Here is a 20,825-nt window from a genome sequence, read left to right as displayed (position 1 = left end):
TGCTCTCTTTCCTATTTATAAAAGCTTATCATACGATGTTACAACGTCCAAGAAGAAACAGAAAATCCACGGTTATTCGAGATATGGTTCAGGAAAGCCACCTATCGGCATCGAACTTGATCTTTCCACTTTTTATCGTGGATGGGGAACGGCAGAAAACCGAAGTATCGTCCATGCCTGGGATTTTCCGCTATTCGATCGATAACTTACTGCGCGAAGTTGAAAGTTGCCTAAAGCTCGGACTACGTGCTTTCGATCTATTCCCAAATATCGATGATTCCTTAAAAGACAAATACGCCAGCATAAGCTACAAAAAAGGAAGCCTCTACCTACGGGCTATCGAGGCGGTAAAGAAAAATTTTCCGGAAGCCTGTGTCGTCACGGATGTTGCGATGGACCCCTATAGCGCTGACGGCCATGACGGGATTGTCGAAAATGGCGAGATCCTGAACGATGAAACGTTGGAGATACTGGGAAAAATGTCTTTGGCCCATGCGGAAGCAGGCGCAGATATTATCGCTCCGTCAGATATGATGGACGGGCGGATCGGTTATATACGACAACTGTTGGACGCACATGGCTTTAAACACGTTTCGTTGATGTCGTATACGGCGAAATATGCGTCAGCTTTTTATGGCCCTTTCCGAGATGCACTGAACTCGGCCCCGAAAGCCGGCGACAAAAAGAGCTACCAAATGAATCCGGCCAACTCCCGGGAGGCACTGATTGAGGCGCAGTTAGATATGGAGGAAGGAGCCGATTTCCTGATGGTAAAACCCGGACTCCCCTATTTGGACATCGTGAAATTGCTCCATGACAACTTTGATCTACCGATAGCGGTATATAATGTTTCTGGAGAGTATGCCATGCTTAAAGCAGCCGTAAAGAATGGTTGGCTGGATGAAGAAAGAGCAATTATGGAAACATTGTTGAGCTTTCGACGAGCCGGTGCGACATCCATCTTAACCTACCACGCGAAAGAAGTTTTGGAAAAGGAATGGCTGAAGGCATAAACTGAGCATTTGCATTTCGTACTTTTTTCATGCTTGGTTCGGGCTTTCATGCATGGATCGGGCGTAGACACGCTAATCCGTTTTCAAGTTATTAAAAAAGCCCATATCTATTTAAAGCAAATACTGACTAAAAAATGAAGGTCTGTTTGTCAAAAATAGATAACTTAGCCGCTTACATTTCAGACTATGACAACAGCACACCAAGATATATCAAGGGTTACATCCGCAAAGCTATTTGAAAAGGCAAAAAAATTTTTCCCGGGAGGGGTAAACTCCCCTGTACGGGCTTTCAAATCCGTATATGGAACGCCGTTGTTTATCGAGCGTGGCGACCAAGCTTACGTTTGGGACGCTGACGGCAACAAGTTCATCGATTTTTGTTGTTCTTGGGGTCCGCTTATCCTAGGACATAACAACGGTGCAATCCGCGAGGCGGTGGCTGCCCAGTTGGATAAAGGGTTAAGCTTTGGCGCACCCACGCGCTTGGAGAACGAACTTGCCGAACTAATCCTGAGCAACAACAGCTATATCGAAAAAATCCGCTTTGTTAGTTCTGGTACCGAGGCGGTGATGTCGGCGATTCGACTGGCTAGAGGATATACAAAGCGCGATAAAATTGTAAAGTTTGAAGGTTGTTACCATGGGCACTCTGATTCGCTGTTGGTTAAGGCCGGATCGGGGTTAGTCACGTTCGGCGAGACATCTTCCGCAGGCGTTCCCCAATCTTTCGCCGAGGAAACAATCGTCATTGCACTCGACGACAAAAAGGCCGTGGAAGAAGTGTTCCTTCGTTTTCCGAATCAGATTGCCGCGGTTATTATCGAAGGTATCCCCGCCAACAATGGGCTACTTCTTCAAGATAAGGCGTATATGGCGTTCTTACGAACGATGACCGAAAAGCATGGCTCTCTTTTAATTTTTGATGAGGTTATCACCGGATTTAGGGTAGGGTTTCAAGGCGCTGCGCACCATTACGGCATTAAGCCTGATATCATTACCTACGGAAAGATTATCGGTGGCGGCATGCCTGTCGGCGCATATGGCGCTTCGAAAGAAATCATGGCACACATCTCCCCGGACGGCGGCGTTTATCAAGCGGGCACGCTATCCGGAAATCCGATTGCCATGGTTGCCGGCATAGCTACCCTATCACAGCTTGCATCACCGGGATTTTACGAGAAACAAGAACAGACGACAAAAGCATTTGTCCAAACGTTGAAAAGCTATATAGCCGATAAACATTACGATGTGCAAATATTCACGGTGGGCTCCATTTTTTGGTTTGCTTTTACCACACAGCAACGTATAAGCCGTGCCGACCAAATTGACCCGCAATCGATGGAGAAATATAAAGTTATGCACCGCGCCTTATTAAATCAAGGCGTATATTTCGGCCCTTCAGGCTACGAAGTGGGCTTTATCTCCAGTGCACATACCAATGAAGACTTGGAAACTACCATTCAAGCAATCAAGCAGGCATTGGATATCGTTTTTCAATAAATAAAACTTTTTGGACGCAGCTTTGTTATTTAGCAGGTGAATACATAAAATCATTCAAATCAAAAGATATGAAAATGAAGACATTGACAACTGCTCTAGCAGTTCTTGCAGTATCCGCAACGATTGTATCCTGTAATCAGACGACGAAGAATAGCGAAGGAGAAACCACAGATTCTACAGCTTTGGCTGATTCAGCTGGCGCTATTGCCGTAAACCCCTTACAGCATTCGAAAGATTTTCCAGGAGCAACACTGAAGATCGCTTCGATCACTTCGGAAAAGGTAGGCGCTGACTCGGCGAAGATTACGGTTAAATATGATGTGAGCAACTTTACGCTCACCGAACAAACAGAGCATGACCACCATATGGCCAACTCGCATGAAGGACAACATATCCATTTTATATTAGACAACAAACCGTACGCTGCGTTGTACAAGCCGGAACATACGGCTATGGTGCCGTTGAATTCCGAGCACTACTTAATGTCCTTCTTATCGCGTTCCTATCATGAAGCGATCAAGACCCCAGAAGCACACAAATTAATCAAATTTAAGATCGATGCAGACGGGAAATTAATGGAGGAGGCCGCTCCCAAGGATATTGCGCTCTTCTACAGTCGCCCGAAAGGTGATTATAAAGGTGAAGATACCAAAGCGCTGTTGTTGGACTTCTTTGTTGCCAACGGCACGTTGTCTGCCGACGGACATAAAGTCAAAGCATCTATCAATGGACAAGATTTTACACTCGATCAGTGGGTGCCTTACGAAATTTTAAACCTTCCTATGGGCGAGACTACCGTTAAATTGTCATTGGTAGATAAAGATGGTAATGCCGTAACAGGTGATAACGTTTCGGTAGAGCGTAAAATTAATCTTAGCGCCGAATAAAGCAAGATTATTGCTATAAAAAAGGAGATCCACGCCATGCGTGGATCTCCTTTTTTATTTTCAAACATGGATTAAAAGCCGACGCTTTTCAGATTTAATCCCGCACGCTCATTGAGACCAAACAACAGGTTCATATTTTGCACCGCCTGTCCCGAGGCACCCTTGAGCAGGTTGTCCGTGGCGTTTAAAATCAACAGCTGGTTGCCGTGCTTCTCTAGGTGTATAATACTTTTATTGGTGTTGACCACCTGCTTTAGATCAATATTTGCCCTGCTTATCCAGGTAAAAGGATGTTGCTGATAGTAGCTTTCATACAGGTGGTAAGCCTCGTCTTCACGCAGCGGAGATTCAACATAGATCGCCGAGAAGATGCCACGTGTAAAGTCACCGCGCTGCGGCACAAAATGAATTTTCTCTGCAGCACGTGTCAGAAGCGATTTTTCCGACAACGGTAAAAAACCGGCTTGCAGCTGATCCAAAGATTCGGAAATTTCCTGAAGATGTTGATGTTCGAAAGACTTGTAGGCGGACAAGTTGTTGTTGCGCCACGAAAAATGCGTTGTCGCGCCCGGCTTTTGCCCTGCTCCTGTCGAGCCTGTAGTGGCATTGACATGTACTGCGTCGGGCAGCAAATTCTCTTGCGCTAAAGGTAGCAAAGCCAACTGTATATTCGTAGCGAAACAACCGGGATTGGCAATGTACTGTGCTTCGCGGATCGCTTCCCTATTTAGTTCCGGTAAACCGTAAATGAAATGTTTATCCTGATACGCTGTATTCGCTTTCAACCGATAATCTTGCGAAAGATCGATAATCTTTACCCGTTCCGCGACGGGATTTGCCTGCAAAAACTTACGTGCATCACCGTGCCCCACGCACAAAAATAACACGTCAATTTCGTTATGGAAGTCTGCAGAAAAAGTGATTTCTGTCTCTCCAAGCAAATCGTTGTGCACCTCGTACACTTTATTCCCCGCGTTTGAGGCTGAATTGGCAAATACAATATCCACATTAGGATGATAGATTAAGAGTCGGAGTAACTCTCCTCCCGTGTAACCTGCCGAACCGATGATACCTACTTTAATTTTACTCATTATCCATGTGTTTATATAGCCCAAAGAAGAAAAGATAGAACCTCTGCTTAGCCCGCTCCGGCTACCGCCCTTACGGCCTATTATAACGCTGTCCTTTTATATGTCAGAAACTCCGTATCCGGATCTTCTATCCCAAACCCCGTTTTTACATAAAGACTTTGCGCCGTTGTATTTTGTATTTGCGTCGAGAGCCTCAAAAAAGTAGCACCTTCCTCCTTTGCAAATTGCGCCGCAGCTTCAATTAGCTGTGCACCTATACCCTGCCTACGTTGAGGCAGGTCTACGTAAAGGTCGTTCAGTATCCAGTTTTTTGCTGTCCGCATCGACGAGTACGTCGGATAAAGCTGCGTGAATCCAATGGCTCTGCCATTCTGGTAGGCCGCAAACAACACCGATTCCTCCTTTGACAAGCGTGCCTGCAAAAACTGTCGCGCGCGTCGTAAATCAGAATCTTGTTTATAGAACACCCGATAAGCGTCAAATAGAGGAACGACGTCTTCCAGCTCGCCCAAGGATATACGTACGATCATGCTTATTTTTCGTTGACTTTATGCCAAATTATTGTTTGGTTACCAAATATTTTGGCAAATCCTTTTACATCATCACCTGTGTAGCCTTCGTTCATTTCCCCATAGCTTCCGAATTTATTAGACATCAGGTCGTGATCCGACTCAATGCCAATAACAACAAATCGGTAAGGGTGTAGCTCTACCGTGACACGACCGGTTACTACCTGCTGGGAAGAACTCAAGAAAGCCTCAATATCGCGCATGACCGGATCGTGCATTTGACCTTCATGCATGTAGTTACCGTAGAAACCAGCGATTTGGTCTTTCCACGATAATTGCCATTTGGTCAAGGTATGCTTCTCTAAGGTATGGTGCGCTTTAATAAGGATTAGCGGTCCTGCCGCCTCAAATCCTACACGGCCTTTGATACCGATAATCGTATCGCCGACATGGATATCCCTACCGATGCCATAAGGTTGTGCCAAGTCTTGAAGCTGTTGAATGACTTTCACCGCGCCTAGCTCTTTGCCGTTCAACGCAATAGGTTCACCTTGCACAAAATCAATCGTTACCTGCTGCGGCTCGGTGGAAGAAACTTGCGTGGGCCACGCTGACTCTGGGAGATATTGATTGGAGGTAAGTGTTTCCGCCCCGCCCACAGACGTTCCCCAAAGCCCTTTGTTAATGGAATACTTAGCTTTTTCGGCATTTATTTCCACACCGTGTTTCGCCAAATATTCGATTTCCTCCTCCCGGGAGAGTTTAAGGTCACGAATCGGCGTGATGATCTCCACACCAGGAATCAACGTATTGAAGATCATATCGAAACGTACTTGGTCGTTTCCGGCGCCGGTAGATCCATGAGCCACACATGCGGCTCCGATTTGCTTAGCATAATTTGCGATGGCCGTCGCTTGGCAAACCCGCTCAGCAGACACCGAAAGCGGATAAGTCGCATTTTTTAATACATTACCGAAAATTAAGTATTTAATCGTATCGCGGTAGTAATCTTCCGTTTCATCGATCACTTGGTGTGACTTGACGCCCAAATCGTAGGCACGCTTTTCAATGGCTTGCAATTCCTCTTCGGAAAAACCACCGGTGTTTACCACGACCGAATGCACTTCAAGACCTAAATCTTTAGTCAGATAGATACAACAAAAGGATGTATCCAAACCACCGCTAAACGCTAATACTACTTTTTTCATTTTATTAAATATGGATTATGAAAGCTAATGACTAGCTTCAAATTTACAAAATTATATTCCCTTTATGATTCCTGTCCCTACCGGAAAGACGGCTGCAACAATTTTCCTTGATGATTTCCACAATTTTGCTTCAATCCTTTTAAGTAATGACTGTTTCTTCACGATACGATCCAGTCTTTCTTTCGCCTCCGCACGCCTTTGGATTTTTTCTTTCAATTCCCGTTCTTTTTCAACCGGATCCCAAAGCATGGCGGTACACATACAGTTCTTACGTTCTTTGCTAACGAGAATATCGTAATTCACGCAAGACTGGCATCCTTTCCAAAACTCTTCGTCCTGTGTAAGTTCCGAATAGGTAACCGGCTCGTAGCCGAGGTCCGAATTGATTTTCATCACGGCTAATCCCGTGGTTAATCCAAAAATCTTGGCCTGAGGATATTTTTCCCTGGACAGTTCGAAAATACGCTTTTTTATAGCTTTCGCTAACCCGACTTTTCGAAACTCCGGATTGACAATTAGCCCAGAATTGGCGACATAGTCACCATGGCTCCACGTTTCTATATAACAGAAACCAGCCCACCGTCCGTCTTTGTGTAAAGCAATGACCGCCTTCCCATCTTCCATTTTACGGGCTACATATTCCGGCTTACGACGTGCAATTCCTGTTCCCCTAGCTTTCGCAGATTCGAACATTTCGTCGCAAATTGCATCCGCGTAATCCGTGTGTGCAGCCGTAGCTGGAATAATTAAAAAATCTGAAAGTGTCATCTGAAATGTTGACCTATTATTTTGCACCGAGATGCTTTACTAAACGCTTAATATTTAACGATCGAGGGGACCACCGAGCTGGGCGATCATCATTGTGGAAGTAGCCTGCCTCCAGATCAAGCTCGAGGCAGAATAGGTCGTCGTAGCCTTAAAACCGGACAACTGAACATGTTTTTGCCATATAGAAATTCCATTACACGCTTCTTGTGAAGCTGTACCAGACAAGTCCCATGTGCATTAACTCGTTTCATTTAGCTGTCTTTCAATCCTTAGACTGCGCAAAAGTAAAAAATAATTTTTTTCTTTTCTGCAATTAGTGCATAGTTTTTTTATTAAAAAACCATTAACCTTTGCCACTCATCACCAATATACTAATAAGACGCATTATCGAATGAAAGGTTCAAAAGCGACCAAATTGCTTGCCTTTGACGGTTGTAGTTTTATAAGTCTATCTATTTGTGTAATATTGTACCAAATTTTAAGTCATATAGCATGGTCGGTCCTAGCATTATCTTTTATATTTTCTTCGCTGTGCCCTACATTTTTGTCATGTACTGGCTTGTTAAGCAGGACAAGAAAAAATACATTTGGGGGTTGTCTATCGTAACCATCATTGCGATTATTGGCATTATTGTTTCCCAAAAGGCCAGTAAGGTAGCCTTACAAAACTACCAACAACATCAAATCGATGCTCGTGAGATCGAAAGGGAAAATAAATCGGATTCGCTTCAGCTCGATTGACCTATGCAGTAGAACAGAACGCCACGTTGTGCTTGAAGGACAACATGACGTTCGATCCGCTTATCTGTGGTTTCTTAGTCAGTGATTCCTTCTAATTTGAAAAGGAAAGCATAAATCAGCGCTACATCTTTCAAATAATCAAAACGACCCGACGCGCCTCCGTGTCCGTAATCCATATCCGTTTTCAATAAAACCACCTTGTCACCCTTTTTGGTTGCACGAAGTTTCGCCACCCATTTTGCCGGTTCAAAATATTGCACTTGGCTATCGTGCAGGCCGGTGGTCACCAAGAGGTTTGGGTATTCCTTTTCTTCGACATTTTCATAGGGAGAATAAGACTTCATATAGTCGTATGCGGATTTACTATTGGGGTTACCCCACTCGTCATATTCGTTGGTTGTCAATGGAATCGATTCATCCAGCATGGTATTGACGACATCGACAAAAGGAACCTGAGCAACAACACCATTCCAAAGCGAAGGCGAAAGATTGATAACCGCCCCCATCAGTAAGCCGCCAGCGCTACCCCCTTGGGCATAAAGGTGCGACGAGCTGGTGAAGCGTTCCTTCTGCAGAAATCGCGCACAGTCCACAAAATCGGTAAATGTATTTTTCTTGTGCATCATCTTTCCATCCTCGTACCACTGTCTACCCATTTCTTCTCCTCCACGGATATGGGCGATGGCATACGCGAAACCTCTATCCAGCAAACTTAAGCGCGAAGAACTAAAGGTAGGATCCATGGACATACCATAAGAGCCGTACGCATAAAGCAATAACGGAGCTTCTCCATTTTTTTTGAAGCCTTTCCTGTACACCAATGATATCGGAATTTTAGTTCCATCAGCAGCCGTAGCAAACTGCCGTTCCGTAACATAATTTTGCGCATGGTAACCCCCGACCACTTCTTGCTGTTTTTTCAAGGTTTTTTCCCGCGTAGACATATTATAATCAAATGTCGATGAAGGTGTCACAAGGGAGGTGTAACCGTAGCGAACCACTTGGCTATCGTAGTCTTCATTGACACTGGGATAAACTGTATACGCAGGCTCCCCGAAATCCAAATAATGTTGGCTATTGTCCTTTAACGAACGTACGGCCATTTGTGTAAGTCCATTTTTACGTTCTGATACCACGACAAAATCCTTAAATTCATCCAGTCCTGCTACCAGAACATCTGCACGATGCGGGATGACATCCTTCCAATGATCTTTTGTAGTCTTATCCAAAGGGCTTTCGACTACCTTAAAATTTTTCGCGCCATCATTGGTCAAAATCAAGAAACGATCTGCGAGCGCTGTTACCGAATATAACACGTCTTTTCGTCGAGGCTGAAAAGATTTAAAGGCCGCCTCCGGCGTATTAGCATCCAATATAAAGACTTCCGAAGATAGTGTACCACCTGAATAGATCATAATATACCGGCCGTTTTTGGACTTATCCACGCCGATATAGTTTGTATTGTCTTTCTCATCATACACCACTGCATCCCCCTTCGTGGCTGTACCGAGCCGATGCCGCTTTATCTTTTCACTCAACAGCGTAACGGGATTCTTGGACGTATAAAAAAAGGTCTTACTGTCGTTGGCCCAAGTGGCCTCTCCTTCCGTCCGGTCAATCCGATCCGATAATAACGCACCTGTCTCCAAATCTTTAATATATATCGTATATTCCCTCCGGGAGACTGTATCTACGCCGAAAGCGAGCAACTTGTTATCGGGGCTCACCGAAAAGCCGGTTGCTGCATAGTAGGGGTGACCTTCGGATAGCACATCAACATCGAGCAGAATCTCCTCTTGCGCTTCAAGATGACCTTTTTTACGACAGAATTTAAAATATTGCTTTCCCTCCTCTGTTCGAGTATAGTAATAATACCCATTCTTTAAATACGGTACAGATTCGTCTTTTTCTTTGACGCGTCCTTTCATCTCCTGAAATAGTCGCTCCTGCAGTCCTTCCGTGTCTTTCAGCATGGCAGCCGTGTAGGCATTCTCCGCCTCTAGATACTCGAGCACCATGGTAGAGTCGGGGCCCTTCTTGAAATAATCATTCATCCAGTAATAAGGATCAGGAACGGTATCTCCATGCATCACTCGGACATACGGTTTCTTTGCTGCTACAGGAGCAGTAGCATCTGGCCAAGACGCCAAATGATTGATGTTGTTATCGGAACATGCTATTGCCATAGCGCCAATAATAATCATATACTTCCATTTTTTATACATCAGCACGTATTTTAAAGCTAAAGTTAATGTAAAAAGAATATGGATTTATGTTTTTTTAACAACATCTGCATGGTAGTTGCATTATATTTGTTATTGACTAAACAGAAACATATGATAGAGACAATGAAATTTTACGCCATACTGGGCTTGAGCCTACTTTCTTTTTTTGGCAATGCACAAACAAAAAAAACAAATCCGGCCAATTGGTACAACTTGGATTATCAAACAGACGGTGTCCGTGGTATCAGCACGGAAAAAGCCTACGAGCTCCTGCAAGGTCGTACATCCACACCGGTAATCGTTGGGGTTCTAGATGGAGGTGTTGACTACCAGCATGAAGATCTAAAGGATGTTATGTGGACCAATGCAAAAGAGAAAGCAGGAAACGGCAAGGATGATGACGGAAACGGCTACATCGACGACCTGCACGGATGGAACTTCATCGGCAATGCGAACGGTGAAAACGTACATTACGATAATTTGGAGGTAACACGATTGATTCGCGTCTATGAACCAAAATATATCTCTGTACTACCTTCAACACCATTGAGCGAGGCAGAACGTCGCGAGTTTGTGGCCTACCAAAAAATGATTGGGGACTATACCAGCAAACTGGATCAAGCAAATTTTGGCAACATCAACTATGGACGCCTGAAAGAAGAAGTCGATGCCATGGTTAAAAAGATGGGTAAAGACGTGAAAGATGTCACGAAAGAGGATTTCGACAATTTTACCGCTACATCCGACCGGCAGAAGATGGCTCTTCGCATGGCGAAGCGTGAACTTTCCAATACCCCTTTCGACAAGTTTTACAAAGACCTGGAGGATGGCGTTAAATATTTCAGTGCACAAACCGAGTATCATTTGAACAAGTCGTATGACCCGCGCCACATTGTAGGCGACAACTACGACGATGCGAGCGAACGATATTATGGAAATGCCGATATAAAAGGACCGGATGCGGATCATGGGACACACGTCGCAGGTATTATCGCCGCGAAGCGTAAAAACGGCATTGGCATAGACGGCGTAGCCGATAATGTGCAGATCATGGGCGTACGCTTAGTGCCCGACGGTGACGAGCGAGACAAAGACGTGGCCAATGGCATTCGCTATGCGGTTGACAACGGAGCGAAAGTTATTAACATGAGCTTTGGAAAAGGGTATGTATACAACAAAAAGACAGTCGATGAAGCGGTTAAATATGCCGAAGAAAATGACGTTTTGCTGGTACACGCCGCGGGCAATGACTCGAAAGACAATGATATCGTGAACAACTATCCAATGAAGTACTACACGGATAGTCTGGGCGCAATTGTGGGTGAAGCCACAAATTGGATCACGGTTGGTGCAACATCATCGGGCTTGGATGACGACTTATTGGCGAGTTTCTCCAACTACGGCTACAAGTCGGTCGATGTATTCGCCCCCGGCGTGAAGATAAACTCCACGATGCCTGAATCAACTTACAAAGAACAGGATGGAACGAGCATGGCTGCCCCTGTGGTGGCGGGATTAGCTGCCTTACTGCGCTCGTATTACCCCCAGCTTTCGGCCAAGGAAGTGAAAGATATTATTTTAAAATCAGTCACCAAGGTGGATGAAAAAGTAAAGGTGCAAGCAGAAGGTGCTCCAAAAAAAGTATTTTTAGCTGAAATAAGCGTCAGTGGAGGTATTGTAAACGCGAAAAATGCAGTTGAAGAGGCTGAAAAACGCGTCCAATCAGAAAAGTAAAAAAATGTTAAAATCTATATAATATATATTTCTATCTTGCGTTCTATATATAACTTAATTAAATAAAAGGCTTATGGTAGAACACTTTACACAAGATGAGCATGATACGAAATTAAGCGAAACGACGGTGGTTATGGTGGATCAGAGCGATGAAATCTTTGAAGAACATTTACGGTCCAGTTTTTCAAAACTGGAAAAATCACCAAGCGCGCACACGATCGACAAGATCTTGCATTACTCGAAAAGCTTAAAAAAGTAACATGGCAAAGTCTCTAAACAAAATTAGAGACTTTGTTTTTTGTAAGGAGTTTTGAATATCTTTGTTCATGTTAAAAAAGGAGCGATACAGGGAATTTGTCAAGTACTTTTCTACGCATAACCCCGATGCACAAACCGAGTTAAATTACAGTAATCCGTACGAACTGTTGGTGGCAGTTATTCTCTCTGCACAATGCACAGATAAACGAATCAATCAGATAACGCCGGCGCTTTTTGAAAGGTTTCCCGTGGTCGAGGCATTGGCAGCAAGTAGTGTGGAAGAGATCTTTTCGTACATTAAGTCTGTGAGCTATCCGAATAATAAAGCCAAACACCTTTTGGGCATGGCACAAAAGCTTTTGTTGGAATTTCGAGGTGAAGTGCCAGAGAAAGTCGAAGATTTGGTAAAACTCCCCGGGGTAGGACGCAAAACGGCTAATGTGATTTCATCGGTGGTATTCCACCGGCCAGCGATGGCCGTAGATACCCATGTATTTCGCGTAAGCAATAGACTAGGACTAACCAGCCGAGCCACCACGCCCCTAGCGGTAGAGAAACAGTTGATTAAATACTTACCTGAAGATACGATTGCTATTGCGCATCATTGGCTGATATTGCACGGGCGGTATATCTGTCTGGCACGCAAACCGAAATGTGAAATTTGCCCCATTACCTATTTCTGCAAATACTATGCAACCCTGTCAGCAAAACACGAACAAAAAAAAGACTAACATTATTAGTAAAATAAATTGTTGATCTCAAATATAAATTGTAATTTTGATATGTAAGTACTAAAAATATGAGTAACTCAGACAAATTAAAAGCTTTACAGCTTACTTTAGATAAATTAGAAAAATCATATGGTAAAGGTACCATTATGAAATTAGGGGATTCAGCGGTAGAACCTATCGAGGCTATTTCCACGGGATCGTTGGGTTTGGATATTGCATTGGGGATCGGCGGTGTACCGAAAGGACGTGTCATTGAAATCTACGGACCGGAATCCTCGGGAAAGACAACCTTGGCAACCCATATTGTGGCAGAAGCGCAGAAAAAAGGTGGTATTGCTGCTGTTATCGATGCGGAGCATGCCTTTGATAAATACTACGCACAGAAATTGGGTGTGGATGTGGAAAATCTGCTTATTTCGCAGCCGGACAATGGTGAACAGGCATTAGAAATCGCGGACAATTTGATTCGGTCTGGAGCAATTGACGTTATCGTTATTGACTCTGTTGCCGCACTGGTACCCAAAGGAGAGATCGAAGGAGAAATGGGGGACTCAAAAATGGGTCTACAGGCGCGTTTAATGTCACAAGCGTTACGTAAACTAACGGGTACGATATCGAAAACAAATTGCTGCTGTATTTTCATCAATCAGCTACGTGAGAAAATTGGTGTGATGTTCGGAAATCCCGAAACGACAACAGGTGGTAATGCACTTAAATTTTATGCATCGGTTCGTTTAGATATTCGCCGAACATCACAGATCAAAGATGCAGATGAGGTTTCTGGAAACCGTGTGAAGGTAAAAATCGTCAAAAATAAGGTGGCTCCGCCTTTCCGTATTGCCGAATTCGATATTATGTTCGGACAAGGCATTTCTAAGGTCGGCGAGATTATTGACCTTGGGGTAGAGTACGGCATCGTTAAAAAATCCGGCTCGTGGTTCAGCTATGGCGACACCAAATTAGGGCAAGGTCGTGATGCGGTTAAATCATTGCTTTTGGACAATCCCGATTTAAGCGATGAGCTGGAAGCAAAAATACGGGCTGAAGTAAGCGGTGTTGATCTGGATCAACACGCCGCACTAGAAGATTAGTTTTAAGACTTAAATAGGCTATGGAAGGGTTGTCGAAATTTCGACAACCCTTTTTTAACGGCTCGTTTTCAACTTATCCTTAAAGACCTTGCGAAATTTCTCCATCTTGGGCTTGATCACATAAACGCAATAGGCTTCTCCCCCATTCTTCTCGTAATATTGCTGATGATAATCTTCTGCCTTGTAAAATGCGGCAAATGGCTCTACCGCGGTCACAATAGGATCTTTATAAACCGCTGCTTTATTCAGCTGATCGATATAATATTGGCTCTTTTTAAATTGTTCCTGCGTATGCGCAAAAATTACGGATCGATATTGCGGCCCTACGTCGTTTCCCTGACGATCAAGCTGTGTCGGGTCATGCGATAGAAAAAAGGCTTCCAGCAGTTCATCATAAGAAATCGTGGCTGTATCAAACAACACTTGAATCACTTCTGCATGCCCGCTCCGACCGGAAGATACCTGACTATAAGTGGGGTTAGCTTTTTTGCCGCCCGAGTAGCCCGACAGCACCGATTTGACACCTTTTAACGTCGCAAATTGTGCTTCTACGCACCAAAAACAGCCCGCACCAAATGTAGCCGTATCCAAAGTTCCGGTGCTATGTGCCGGCAACTGCGCAAGAGCCGCGGTTTTATCGGCACCTTCATTCCGCTTTCCACTCGACTGCGCACATGCAGTTAGGAACGCAAACCCTAACAATATCGTCAGGAAATTATGTAGTCTATTGCTCATTTTTAAATAAGATAAGTATAAAAAAAAACGTCATTACTAAGTTTTTGACCGTACAGCGGAGATTTAGTTTAATATCCACCGGATCAGCTACAAAGTAATGACGTTCCTATAACAATAGGCCACAACCGACCTATTGACTAACTATTTTGCTTCTTGAAAACGCTTCGCGACAGCATCCCAATTGATCACGCTAAAAACGGCATCAAGATAGGCTGGGCGCTTATTTTGATATTTTAGGTAATACGCGTGTTCCCACACGTCAATACCCAAAATTGGCGTACCCTGTACTTCGGCCACGTCCATCAACGGGTTATCTTGGTTCGGGGTAGAGGTAACGGCTAACTGCCCATCTGTCTTAACGATCAACCAAGCCCATCCAGAGCCGAAACGAGTAGCTCCTGCATTCTGCAACTGCGTTTTCAACTCCTCAAAAGAACCGAAAGTTGACTTAATCGCATCGGCCAATTCTCCAGTGGGTTCGCCACCTGCGTTTGGCCCTAAAACAGACCAAAACAATTTGTGGTTGAAATGTCCACCGCCGTTGTTACGGACTGCTGCAGGATATTTAGAAATGTTTTTGTTGATATCTTCTAAGGATAAATTCTCAGCATCTGTTCCTGCGATAGCTTTGTTTAAGTTATCTACATAAGCTTGGTGGTGACGATCATGGTGAATTTCCATGGTGTCCTTATCGATGTGTGGTTCCAACGCATCGTTCGCGTACGGTAATGCTTCTAATTCAAATGCCATAATATTTCTGTTTTTAATTATTATAAAATTAATAGCACGAATATAACAAATTCACGGCAGGTTATGTTTTAAGAAAGTATGAATTTGTGGCCTTCCCTACCTTTTATTACGAAAAAATGATCGAATCAAATCGGCACACTTTTCCTCCAATACCCCGGAAACGATTTCGGTTTTCGGATGATAAAGATGTCCGTGTTTAGAGGCTCCTCTTTTCTCATCTTTTGCACCATATACAATACGCGAAATCTGCGTCCAATACGACGCACCTGCGCACATCACACAAGGCTCTATCGTTACATACATGGTACAGTTTTGCAGGTATTTCCCGCCCATAAAATTTGACGCAGCCGTAAAAGCCTGCATCTCTGCGTGGGCCGTCACATCGTGCAATCGTTCCGTGAGGTTATAACCTTTACCAATAATTTTTCCCTGGCTAACAATAATGGCGCCTATGGGCACTTCGTCCTCTTTGAACGCAACCTCCGCTAATCTCAGCGCCTCCTGCATGTAACGCTCATCTAAATGAATGTCATCTTCTGCCGCACCGTCAAAATGAAATACCCGCATGCTTACATCAATTTAGAACCGTTGGGCACGATACGCTCAACGGTAGTCAACACAATATCTCCTTGTTCATCCGCGAAACCTGTGACCAAGCATTCCGACATAAAATCAGCGATCTGCTTCTTCGGAAAGTTAACCACAGCAACGACCTGACGTCCTACAAGCTCTTGTCGCCTGTAGTGTGCCGTAATCTGAGCGCTGGACTTTAACACGCCAATTTCCGGCCCAAAATCAATCTGCAATTTATAGGCTGGCCTGTGTGCCTTTTCAAATTCAGCAACTTCCACAACGGTACCCACGCGAAGATCCACCTGTTCGAAATCCCGCCACGAAATCAATCCCGACATATATTAAAGCCGATTGGATTCCAAATTTGATAATTCCTTTGCCAAGGTGAACAGCACATAGTCCTTGGTTCGACGCAACCGCCGCGCTAACTTGTCAAGCAAAATATCCTCCTGACCAGCTTGATAAACAAGGTCCTCTTGCGTTAAATGATTATATTTTCTACTCAGTTTTACCTTAAGCACGTCCCATTCGGGATCAGATATTTTTAATGTAGCCATAACTATTCTTGAAAAAATACGTTATTATTGTAACGTAATAAAATAAACAAATATTTTTCACATGAAAAAATCTCTACTTACTTTAATTTGTTTGATTTTTGCTGTAGGCATGAGCAACGCGCAATTATTGCCAACATTCAAACTGGGTGTTAAGGGTGCATTAGGCTTTTCCAGCCTAAGCTCCGAAGGACGGTTTTTCAATTCCGACACCAAAACAGGATTTCAATTAGGGGCTTGGGGACGCGTCGGCATCGCAGGCTTCCATGTACAACCGGAAGCGTATTATGCCAGTAAAAAGGTCGGCGCGCAATTCGAACAATCCGGTGAAAAAGGCGAGGCAACTTTTCAAAGTTTCGACGTGCCAATTTTGTTAGGAACTCGCATCGGCTTGGGCCCAATAGGTGTTAGGGTTCAGGCAGGCCCGGTGTTTTCGTTCGCACAAGACGGAAAGGTAAACTTCACTACCGCGACAGATTGGGATCGATACAAGAAAACATCGACAGGTATTGTTGGAGGCATTGGCGCAGACATTAGCAAATTTACCGTCGACCTTCGCTATGAGCATGGTCTAACGGACTTGAACGAAAGTCCCGACTATAACCAGAAAATCAGAATGTGGACAATTGGTGTGGGATTTGCATTCTTATAGACCGAAAAAAGGCACGTGATAAAGAGGGGCTATGTCAACAGAAAAGACATAGCCCCTTTTGCTTAGAATTGTTCTAAATTATTCGATTTTATTGCCTATTGTCAGATTTCTGTTAACAAATAAATAGATTTGCGAATCAATATATAAAATCAAGGATAATGAGTAATTCAAAGCCAGTTTTAAGTTCTTCGCTGGGAAGAAAACTGATCATGAGCTTGACGGGAATTTTTTTATGTACGTTCCTAATAGTTCACCTGATTGGTAACCTGCAGTTATTTAAAAACGACGAGGGGTATGCCTTTAATAACTATGCGTATTTTATGACGCATTTCACCCCTATTAAAGTAGTTTCCTATCTTCTTTATGCATCTATTGTTATCCATGCTGTGTATGCTTTGATCTTGAGCATGCAAAACAAAGCTGCAAGGCCTGTCAACTACGCGCGGTATGATGGCAACGCGAACAGCACTTGGAGTTCTCGCAATATGGGAATTCTTGGTACAGTTCTTCTGGTATTTATTGCGACTCACATGCAAAATTTTTGGTGGAAATACCATAACGATCAAGTGCCTTATATCGAATACCAAACGGATCTATCAACCGGTGTAAGATCTTCGAGGGCATTGGAAGCCAATGAATTTATCGATTACCAAGTCAGCACGGATAATGGTGTAGAAATTGTCAAGGCGCGTGACCTTTACAAGCAAGTAGATTTCGCCTTTGAGAATCCATTTCTTGTATTCTTTTATGTACTAGCTATGGCCGCATTGTCTTTCCATTTGATTCATGGTTTTCAATCAGCTTTTCAGACCGTCGGTTTTTCACATAAAAAATATGTGCCGATTATCCGATTTATCGGAGTGTGGGGATTTGGCGTACTCATCCCAATTGGATTTGCGTTGATGCCGTTGTATTTCTATTTCGTTAAATAATATATAAGATATACTATTCATATCTCTTAAATATAAAGTATTTAAATATGTTAGATTCAAAAGTACCTGCCGGCCCATTAGCCGAGAAATGGTCAAAGCATAAATTTGAAATGAAGTTGGTCAATCCAGCCAACAAACGTAAGTTCACGATTTTAGTTGTGGGTACCGGATTGGCAGGCGCATCTGCAGCAGCTTCATTGGCGGAGTTGGGCTACAATGTGAAGACTTTCTGTTACCAAGACTCCCCACGTCGTGCACACTCTATCGCTGCACAAGGTGGGATCAATGCCGCTAAGAACTATCAAAATGATGGGGACTCCGTTTTCCGGTTGTTTTACGATACGATCAAAGGCGGAGACTATCGGGCACGCGAGGCTAACGTTTACCGTTTGGCCGAAGTGTCGGTAAACATCATCGATCAATGTGTAGCGCAAGGCGTTCCTTTCGCTCGCGAATATGGCGGTTTATTGGATAACCGTTCATTTGGTGGGGCGCAAGTATCCCGCACATTTTATGCGCGTGGCCAAACGGGACAACAATTGTTGTTAGGCGCCTATTCTGCATTAAACCGCCAAATAAAAAAGGGAAAAGTAAAATCGTACACCCGTCACGAAATGTTGGATTTAGTGAAGATCGATGGTCATGCACGTGGTATTATCACCCGCGACATGATTACCGGCAAAATAGAATCCCATGAAGGCCATGCTGTGCTACTGTGCACTGGTGGGTACGGTAACGTATTTTTCCTTTCCACAAATGCAATGGGCTGTAATGTTACGGCAGCTTGGAGAGCACACAAAAGAGGTGCATATTTCGCTAACCCTTGCTACACGCAAATACACCCCACCTGTATCCCCGTAACTGGCGATCACCAATCCAAGTTGACCTTGATGTCTGAATCGTTGCGTAACGATGGGCGGGTATGGGTACCGAAAACGAAAGAGCTTTCTGAAAAACTACGCACTGGAGCACTGAACCCGGCAGAGATCAAAGAAGAGGACCGCGATTACTTCTTGGAAAGAAAATATCCGTCCTTTGGTAACTTGGTTCCCCGTGACGTTGCATCCCGGAATGCGAAAGAAATGGTAGACGATGGGCGTGGTGTAGGAAAATCGGGCGTTGCCGTATTCTTAGACTTCGCGGATGCCATCAAACGTTTAGGCAAAGACACTGTAGAAGCGAAATACGGAAACTTGTTTGATATGTACTATCAAATCACCGACGAAAATCCATATGAACAACCGATGCGTATCTATCCAGCTGTGCACTATACCATGGGTGGTGTTTGGGTTGATTACAACTTGATGACGACCGTTCCAGGTCTTTACGCGTTGGGCGAATGTAATTTCTCGGATCACGGAGCTAACCGCTTAGGGGCATCTGCATTGATGCAAGGGTTATCCGACGGCTACTTCGTTATTCCATTCACTGTGGGCGATTACCTTGCCAAACTAGGCAGCTTTGCTCCAGTAGACAAAAACCATCCGGCTTTTGAAGAAACACGTAAAGAGGTAGAAGACAAAATCAACACCCTGTTGAGCCTGAAAGGTTCGAAAACCATCGATGACATCCATAAGGAATTGGGCAAAATCATGTGGGAGTATTGCGGTATGGCACGCACCGCAGAGGGACTGACAAAAGCGAAAGGATTGATCCAAGCATTGAAGAAAGAGTTTTGGACGGATGTAAAGGTATTGGGTGAAAACGATGAGCTTAATATGTCCTTGGAAAAAGCCGGGCGCGTAGCCGATTTTATCGAATTGGGAGAACTTATGGTTGACGATGCGCTAAACCGTAGCGAATCCTGCGGGGGCCACTTCCGGTTGGAGTCGCAGACAGAAGAGGGCGAGGCTATGCGTGACGACGAAAACTTCACCTATGTTGCTGCGTGGGCGTTTGCAGGTGAAAACCAACCTGAGGTTCTACACAAAGAAGAATTAGTCTTCGAAAATGTTAAATTAACACAAAGAAGTTATAAATAGTATATTGGGTGAGCGGGCTTGCTTGCTCAATCCTATTACATAACCATACTATCATGGCACAACATATGAATTTAACGCTGAAAGTTTGGCGTCAAAAAAATGATAAATCCAAAGGTCAGTTCGTCACGATCCAAGCGAAAGATATTGCTGATGATATGTCCTTTCTTGAAATGCTTGACGTAGTCAACGAAGATCTCACGCGTTTAGGAGAAGATCCAATCTACTTTGACCACGATTGTCGCGAAGGGATTTGCGGCATGTGCTCATTGGTCATCAACGGACGTCCCCATGGCCCTAAATACGGCATTACAACTTGCCAATTGCACATGCGCACGTTTCATGATGGACAAACTATCGTTATTGAACCTTGGCGCGCAGCCGCTTTCCCGGTATTGAAGGATTTGGCAACAGACCGCACATCCTTTGACCGCATACAACAGGCCGGTGGCTATGTTAATGTCAATACGGGAGGTGTGCCTGACGCGAATACTATTCCTATACCAAAGCGTATCGCTGACGAGGCATTTGAGGCTGCTACATGTATCGGTTGTGGCGCCTGTGTCGCGGCGTGTAAAAATGCATCAGCTATGCTTTTCGTGTCAGCCAAGATCTCCCAGTTTGCATTGCTTCCACAAGGACAGACCGAGCGTTACGAACGCGCGCAAGCGATGGTCGACCAAATGGATGCGGAGGGATTTGGTAACTGCACCAATACCGGCGCCTGCGAGGCCGAGTGTCCGAAAGGTATTAAATTAACAAATATTGCACGCATGAACCGTGAATATTTTACAGCAAAATTCTTCCGCGAGGAGGATGTTCATACACATAGTTAGGCTACCCTATCTATTACGGATAAAGAGTCCTCGTTACAAACAATAACGAGGACTTTTG

The 20,825-nt window shown here is 44.2% G+C and carries 22 protein-coding genes; 12 read left to right on the top strand and 10 right to left on the bottom strand.

Features of this window, described 5'->3' with window-relative positions; all coding sequences use genetic code 11:
* Nucleotides 1–35: 35 nt before the first annotated feature.
* The 3 genes from hemB (at nt 36) to IE165_RS11285 (ending at nt 3,400) form a co-directional block, all read left to right on the top strand.
* Entirely contained in the window at nt 36–1,013 is a 978-nt protein-coding gene (gene hemB / locus IE165_RS11295; RefSeq protein WP_189626749.1) for a porphobilinogen synthase, read from the top strand.
* Nucleotides 1,014–1,199: 186 nt separating this feature from the next.
* Nucleotides 1,200–2,513, top strand: coding sequence for a glutamate-1-semialdehyde 2,1-aminomutase (gene hemL, locus IE165_RS11290; RefSeq protein WP_189626716.1), 1,314 nt, complete (start codon nt 1,200–1,202; stop codon nt 2,511–2,513).
* 74 nt (nt 2,514–2,587) lie between these two features.
* Nucleotides 2,588–3,400 carry a hypothetical protein gene (locus IE165_RS11285; RefSeq protein WP_229826516.1) on the top strand — a complete coding sequence of 271 codons (813 nt, stop codon included), beginning with the start codon at nt 2,588–2,590 and terminating at the stop codon, nt 3,398–3,400.
* A gap of 71 nt (nt 3,401–3,471) precedes the next feature.
* On the opposite strand, the gene argC is transcribed toward IE165_RS11285, so the two are convergent.
* From argC to IE165_RS11265, 4 genes are all read right to left on the bottom strand, one after another.
* Entirely contained in the window at nt 3,472–4,491 is a 1,020-nt protein-coding gene (gene argC / locus IE165_RS11280; RefSeq protein WP_189626714.1) for an N-acetyl-gamma-glutamyl-phosphate reductase, read from the bottom strand.
* A gap of 80 nt (nt 4,492–4,571) precedes the next feature.
* On the bottom strand, nt 4,572–5,021 hold the full coding sequence (locus IE165_RS11275) for a GNAT family N-acetyltransferase (RefSeq protein WP_189626713.1): 450 nt from the start codon (nt 5,019–5,021) through the stop codon (nt 4,572–4,574).
* Nucleotides 5,022–5,023: 2 nt separating this feature from the next.
* Nucleotides 5,024–6,208: an argininosuccinate synthase gene (argG, locus tag IE165_RS11270; RefSeq protein ID WP_189626712.1), complete on the bottom strand. Its 1,185-nt coding sequence runs from the start codon at nt 6,206–6,208 to the stop codon at nt 5,024–5,026.
* A gap of 51 nt (nt 6,209–6,259) precedes the next feature.
* Nucleotides 6,260–6,976 carry a GNAT family N-acetyltransferase gene (locus IE165_RS11265; protein ID WP_189626711.1) on the bottom strand — a complete coding sequence of 239 codons (717 nt, stop codon included), beginning with the start codon at nt 6,974–6,976 and terminating at the stop codon, nt 6,260–6,262.
* A 549-nt stretch (nt 6,977–7,525) separates the two neighbouring features.
* Between IE165_RS11265 and IE165_RS11260 the strand changes: the two genes are divergently transcribed.
* On the top strand, nt 7,526–7,717 hold the full coding sequence (locus IE165_RS11260) for a hypothetical protein (protein ID WP_229826515.1): 192 nt from the start codon (nt 7,526–7,528) through the stop codon (nt 7,715–7,717).
* 74 nt (nt 7,718–7,791) lie between these two features.
* Here IE165_RS11260 and IE165_RS11255 read toward each other — a convergent pair whose 3' ends face one another.
* Complete coding sequence (locus IE165_RS11255; protein WP_189626709.1) at nt 7,792–9,942, bottom strand: S9 family peptidase; 2,151 nt, start codon at nt 9,940–9,942, stop codon at nt 7,792–7,794.
* 111 nt (nt 9,943–10,053) lie between these two features.
* Between IE165_RS11255 and IE165_RS11250 the strand changes: the two genes are divergently transcribed.
* The 4 genes from IE165_RS11250 (at nt 10,054) to recA (ending at nt 13,756) form a co-directional block, all read left to right on the top strand.
* On the top strand, nt 10,054–11,676 hold the full coding sequence (locus IE165_RS11250; protein WP_189626708.1) for a S8 family peptidase: 1,623 nt from the start codon (nt 10,054–10,056) through the stop codon (nt 11,674–11,676).
* Between the two features lie 73 nt (nt 11,677–11,749).
* The gene (locus IE165_RS11245) at nt 11,750–11,935 is read left to right on the top strand and encodes a hypothetical protein (RefSeq protein ID WP_189626707.1); all 186 of its coding nucleotides are present in this window, start codon (nt 11,750–11,752) and stop codon (nt 11,933–11,935) included.
* A 67-nt stretch (nt 11,936–12,002) separates the two neighbouring features.
* A complete protein-coding gene (gene nth / locus IE165_RS11240; RefSeq protein ID WP_189626706.1) occupies nt 12,003–12,665 on the top strand; it encodes an endonuclease III in 663 nt (220 codons plus the stop codon).
* Between the two features lie 68 nt (nt 12,666–12,733).
* Nucleotides 12,734–13,756: a recombinase RecA gene (gene recA / locus IE165_RS11235; RefSeq protein ID WP_189626705.1), complete on the top strand. Its 1,023-nt coding sequence runs from the start codon at nt 12,734–12,736 to the stop codon at nt 13,754–13,756.
* A 54-nt stretch (nt 13,757–13,810) separates the two neighbouring features.
* Here recA and msrA read toward each other — a convergent pair whose 3' ends face one another.
* The 5 genes from msrA to IE165_RS11210 all read right to left on the bottom strand — a co-directional run bounded on the left by msrA (nt 13,811) and on the right by IE165_RS11210 (nt 16,371).
* The gene (msrA, locus tag IE165_RS11230; RefSeq protein WP_189626704.1) at nt 13,811–14,491 is read right to left on the bottom strand and encodes a peptide-methionine (S)-S-oxide reductase MsrA; all 681 of its coding nucleotides are present in this window, start codon (nt 14,489–14,491) and stop codon (nt 13,811–13,813) included.
* A gap of 141 nt (nt 14,492–14,632) precedes the next feature.
* Nucleotides 14,633–15,241 carry a superoxide dismutase gene (locus IE165_RS11225; RefSeq protein WP_229826514.1) on the bottom strand — a complete coding sequence of 203 codons (609 nt, stop codon included), beginning with the start codon at nt 15,239–15,241 and terminating at the stop codon, nt 14,633–14,635.
* Between the two features lie 96 nt (nt 15,242–15,337).
* Entirely contained in the window at nt 15,338–15,808 is a 471-nt protein-coding gene (locus IE165_RS11220) for a nucleoside deaminase (RefSeq protein ID WP_189626703.1), read from the bottom strand.
* Nucleotides 15,809–15,810: 2 nt separating this feature from the next.
* The gene (locus IE165_RS11215) at nt 15,811–16,152 is read right to left on the bottom strand and encodes a tRNA-binding protein (RefSeq protein WP_189626702.1); all 342 of its coding nucleotides are present in this window, start codon (nt 16,150–16,152) and stop codon (nt 15,811–15,813) included.
* A 3-nt stretch (nt 16,153–16,155) separates the two neighbouring features.
* Nucleotides 16,156–16,371, bottom strand: coding sequence for a hypothetical protein (locus tag IE165_RS11210; RefSeq protein ID WP_189626701.1), 216 nt, complete (start codon nt 16,369–16,371; stop codon nt 16,156–16,158).
* Nucleotides 16,372–16,432: 61 nt separating this feature from the next.
* Here IE165_RS11210 and IE165_RS11205 point away from each other — a divergent pair, with 61 nt between their 5' ends.
* The 4 genes from IE165_RS11205 (at nt 16,433) to IE165_RS11190 (ending at nt 20,767) form a co-directional block, all read left to right on the top strand.
* Complete coding sequence (locus tag IE165_RS11205) at nt 16,433–17,020, top strand: porin family protein (RefSeq protein ID WP_189626700.1); 588 nt, start codon at nt 16,433–16,435, stop codon at nt 17,018–17,020.
* 158 nt (nt 17,021–17,178) lie between these two features.
* A complete protein-coding gene (locus IE165_RS11200) occupies nt 17,179–17,952 on the top strand; it encodes a succinate dehydrogenase cytochrome b subunit (protein WP_189626699.1) in 774 nt (257 codons plus the stop codon).
* Between the two features lie 47 nt (nt 17,953–17,999).
* Nucleotides 18,000–19,934: a fumarate reductase/succinate dehydrogenase flavoprotein subunit gene (locus tag IE165_RS11195; protein ID WP_189626698.1), complete on the top strand. Its 1,935-nt coding sequence runs from the start codon at nt 18,000–18,002 to the stop codon at nt 19,932–19,934.
* 53 nt (nt 19,935–19,987) lie between these two features.
* Complete coding sequence (locus IE165_RS11190) at nt 19,988–20,767, top strand: succinate dehydrogenase/fumarate reductase iron-sulfur subunit (RefSeq protein WP_189626697.1); 780 nt, start codon at nt 19,988–19,990, stop codon at nt 20,765–20,767.
* Nucleotides 20,768–20,825 lie beyond the last annotated feature (58 nt).

This window comes from Sphingobacterium griseoflavum, assembly GCF_014653155.1.
Classification (GTDB): Bacteria; Bacteroidota; Bacteroidia; order Sphingobacteriales; family Sphingobacteriaceae; genus Sphingobacterium; species Sphingobacterium griseoflavum.
The sequence above is the reverse complement of the archived record's forward strand: the minus strand, read 5'-3'. Positions and strand labels throughout refer to the sequence as shown.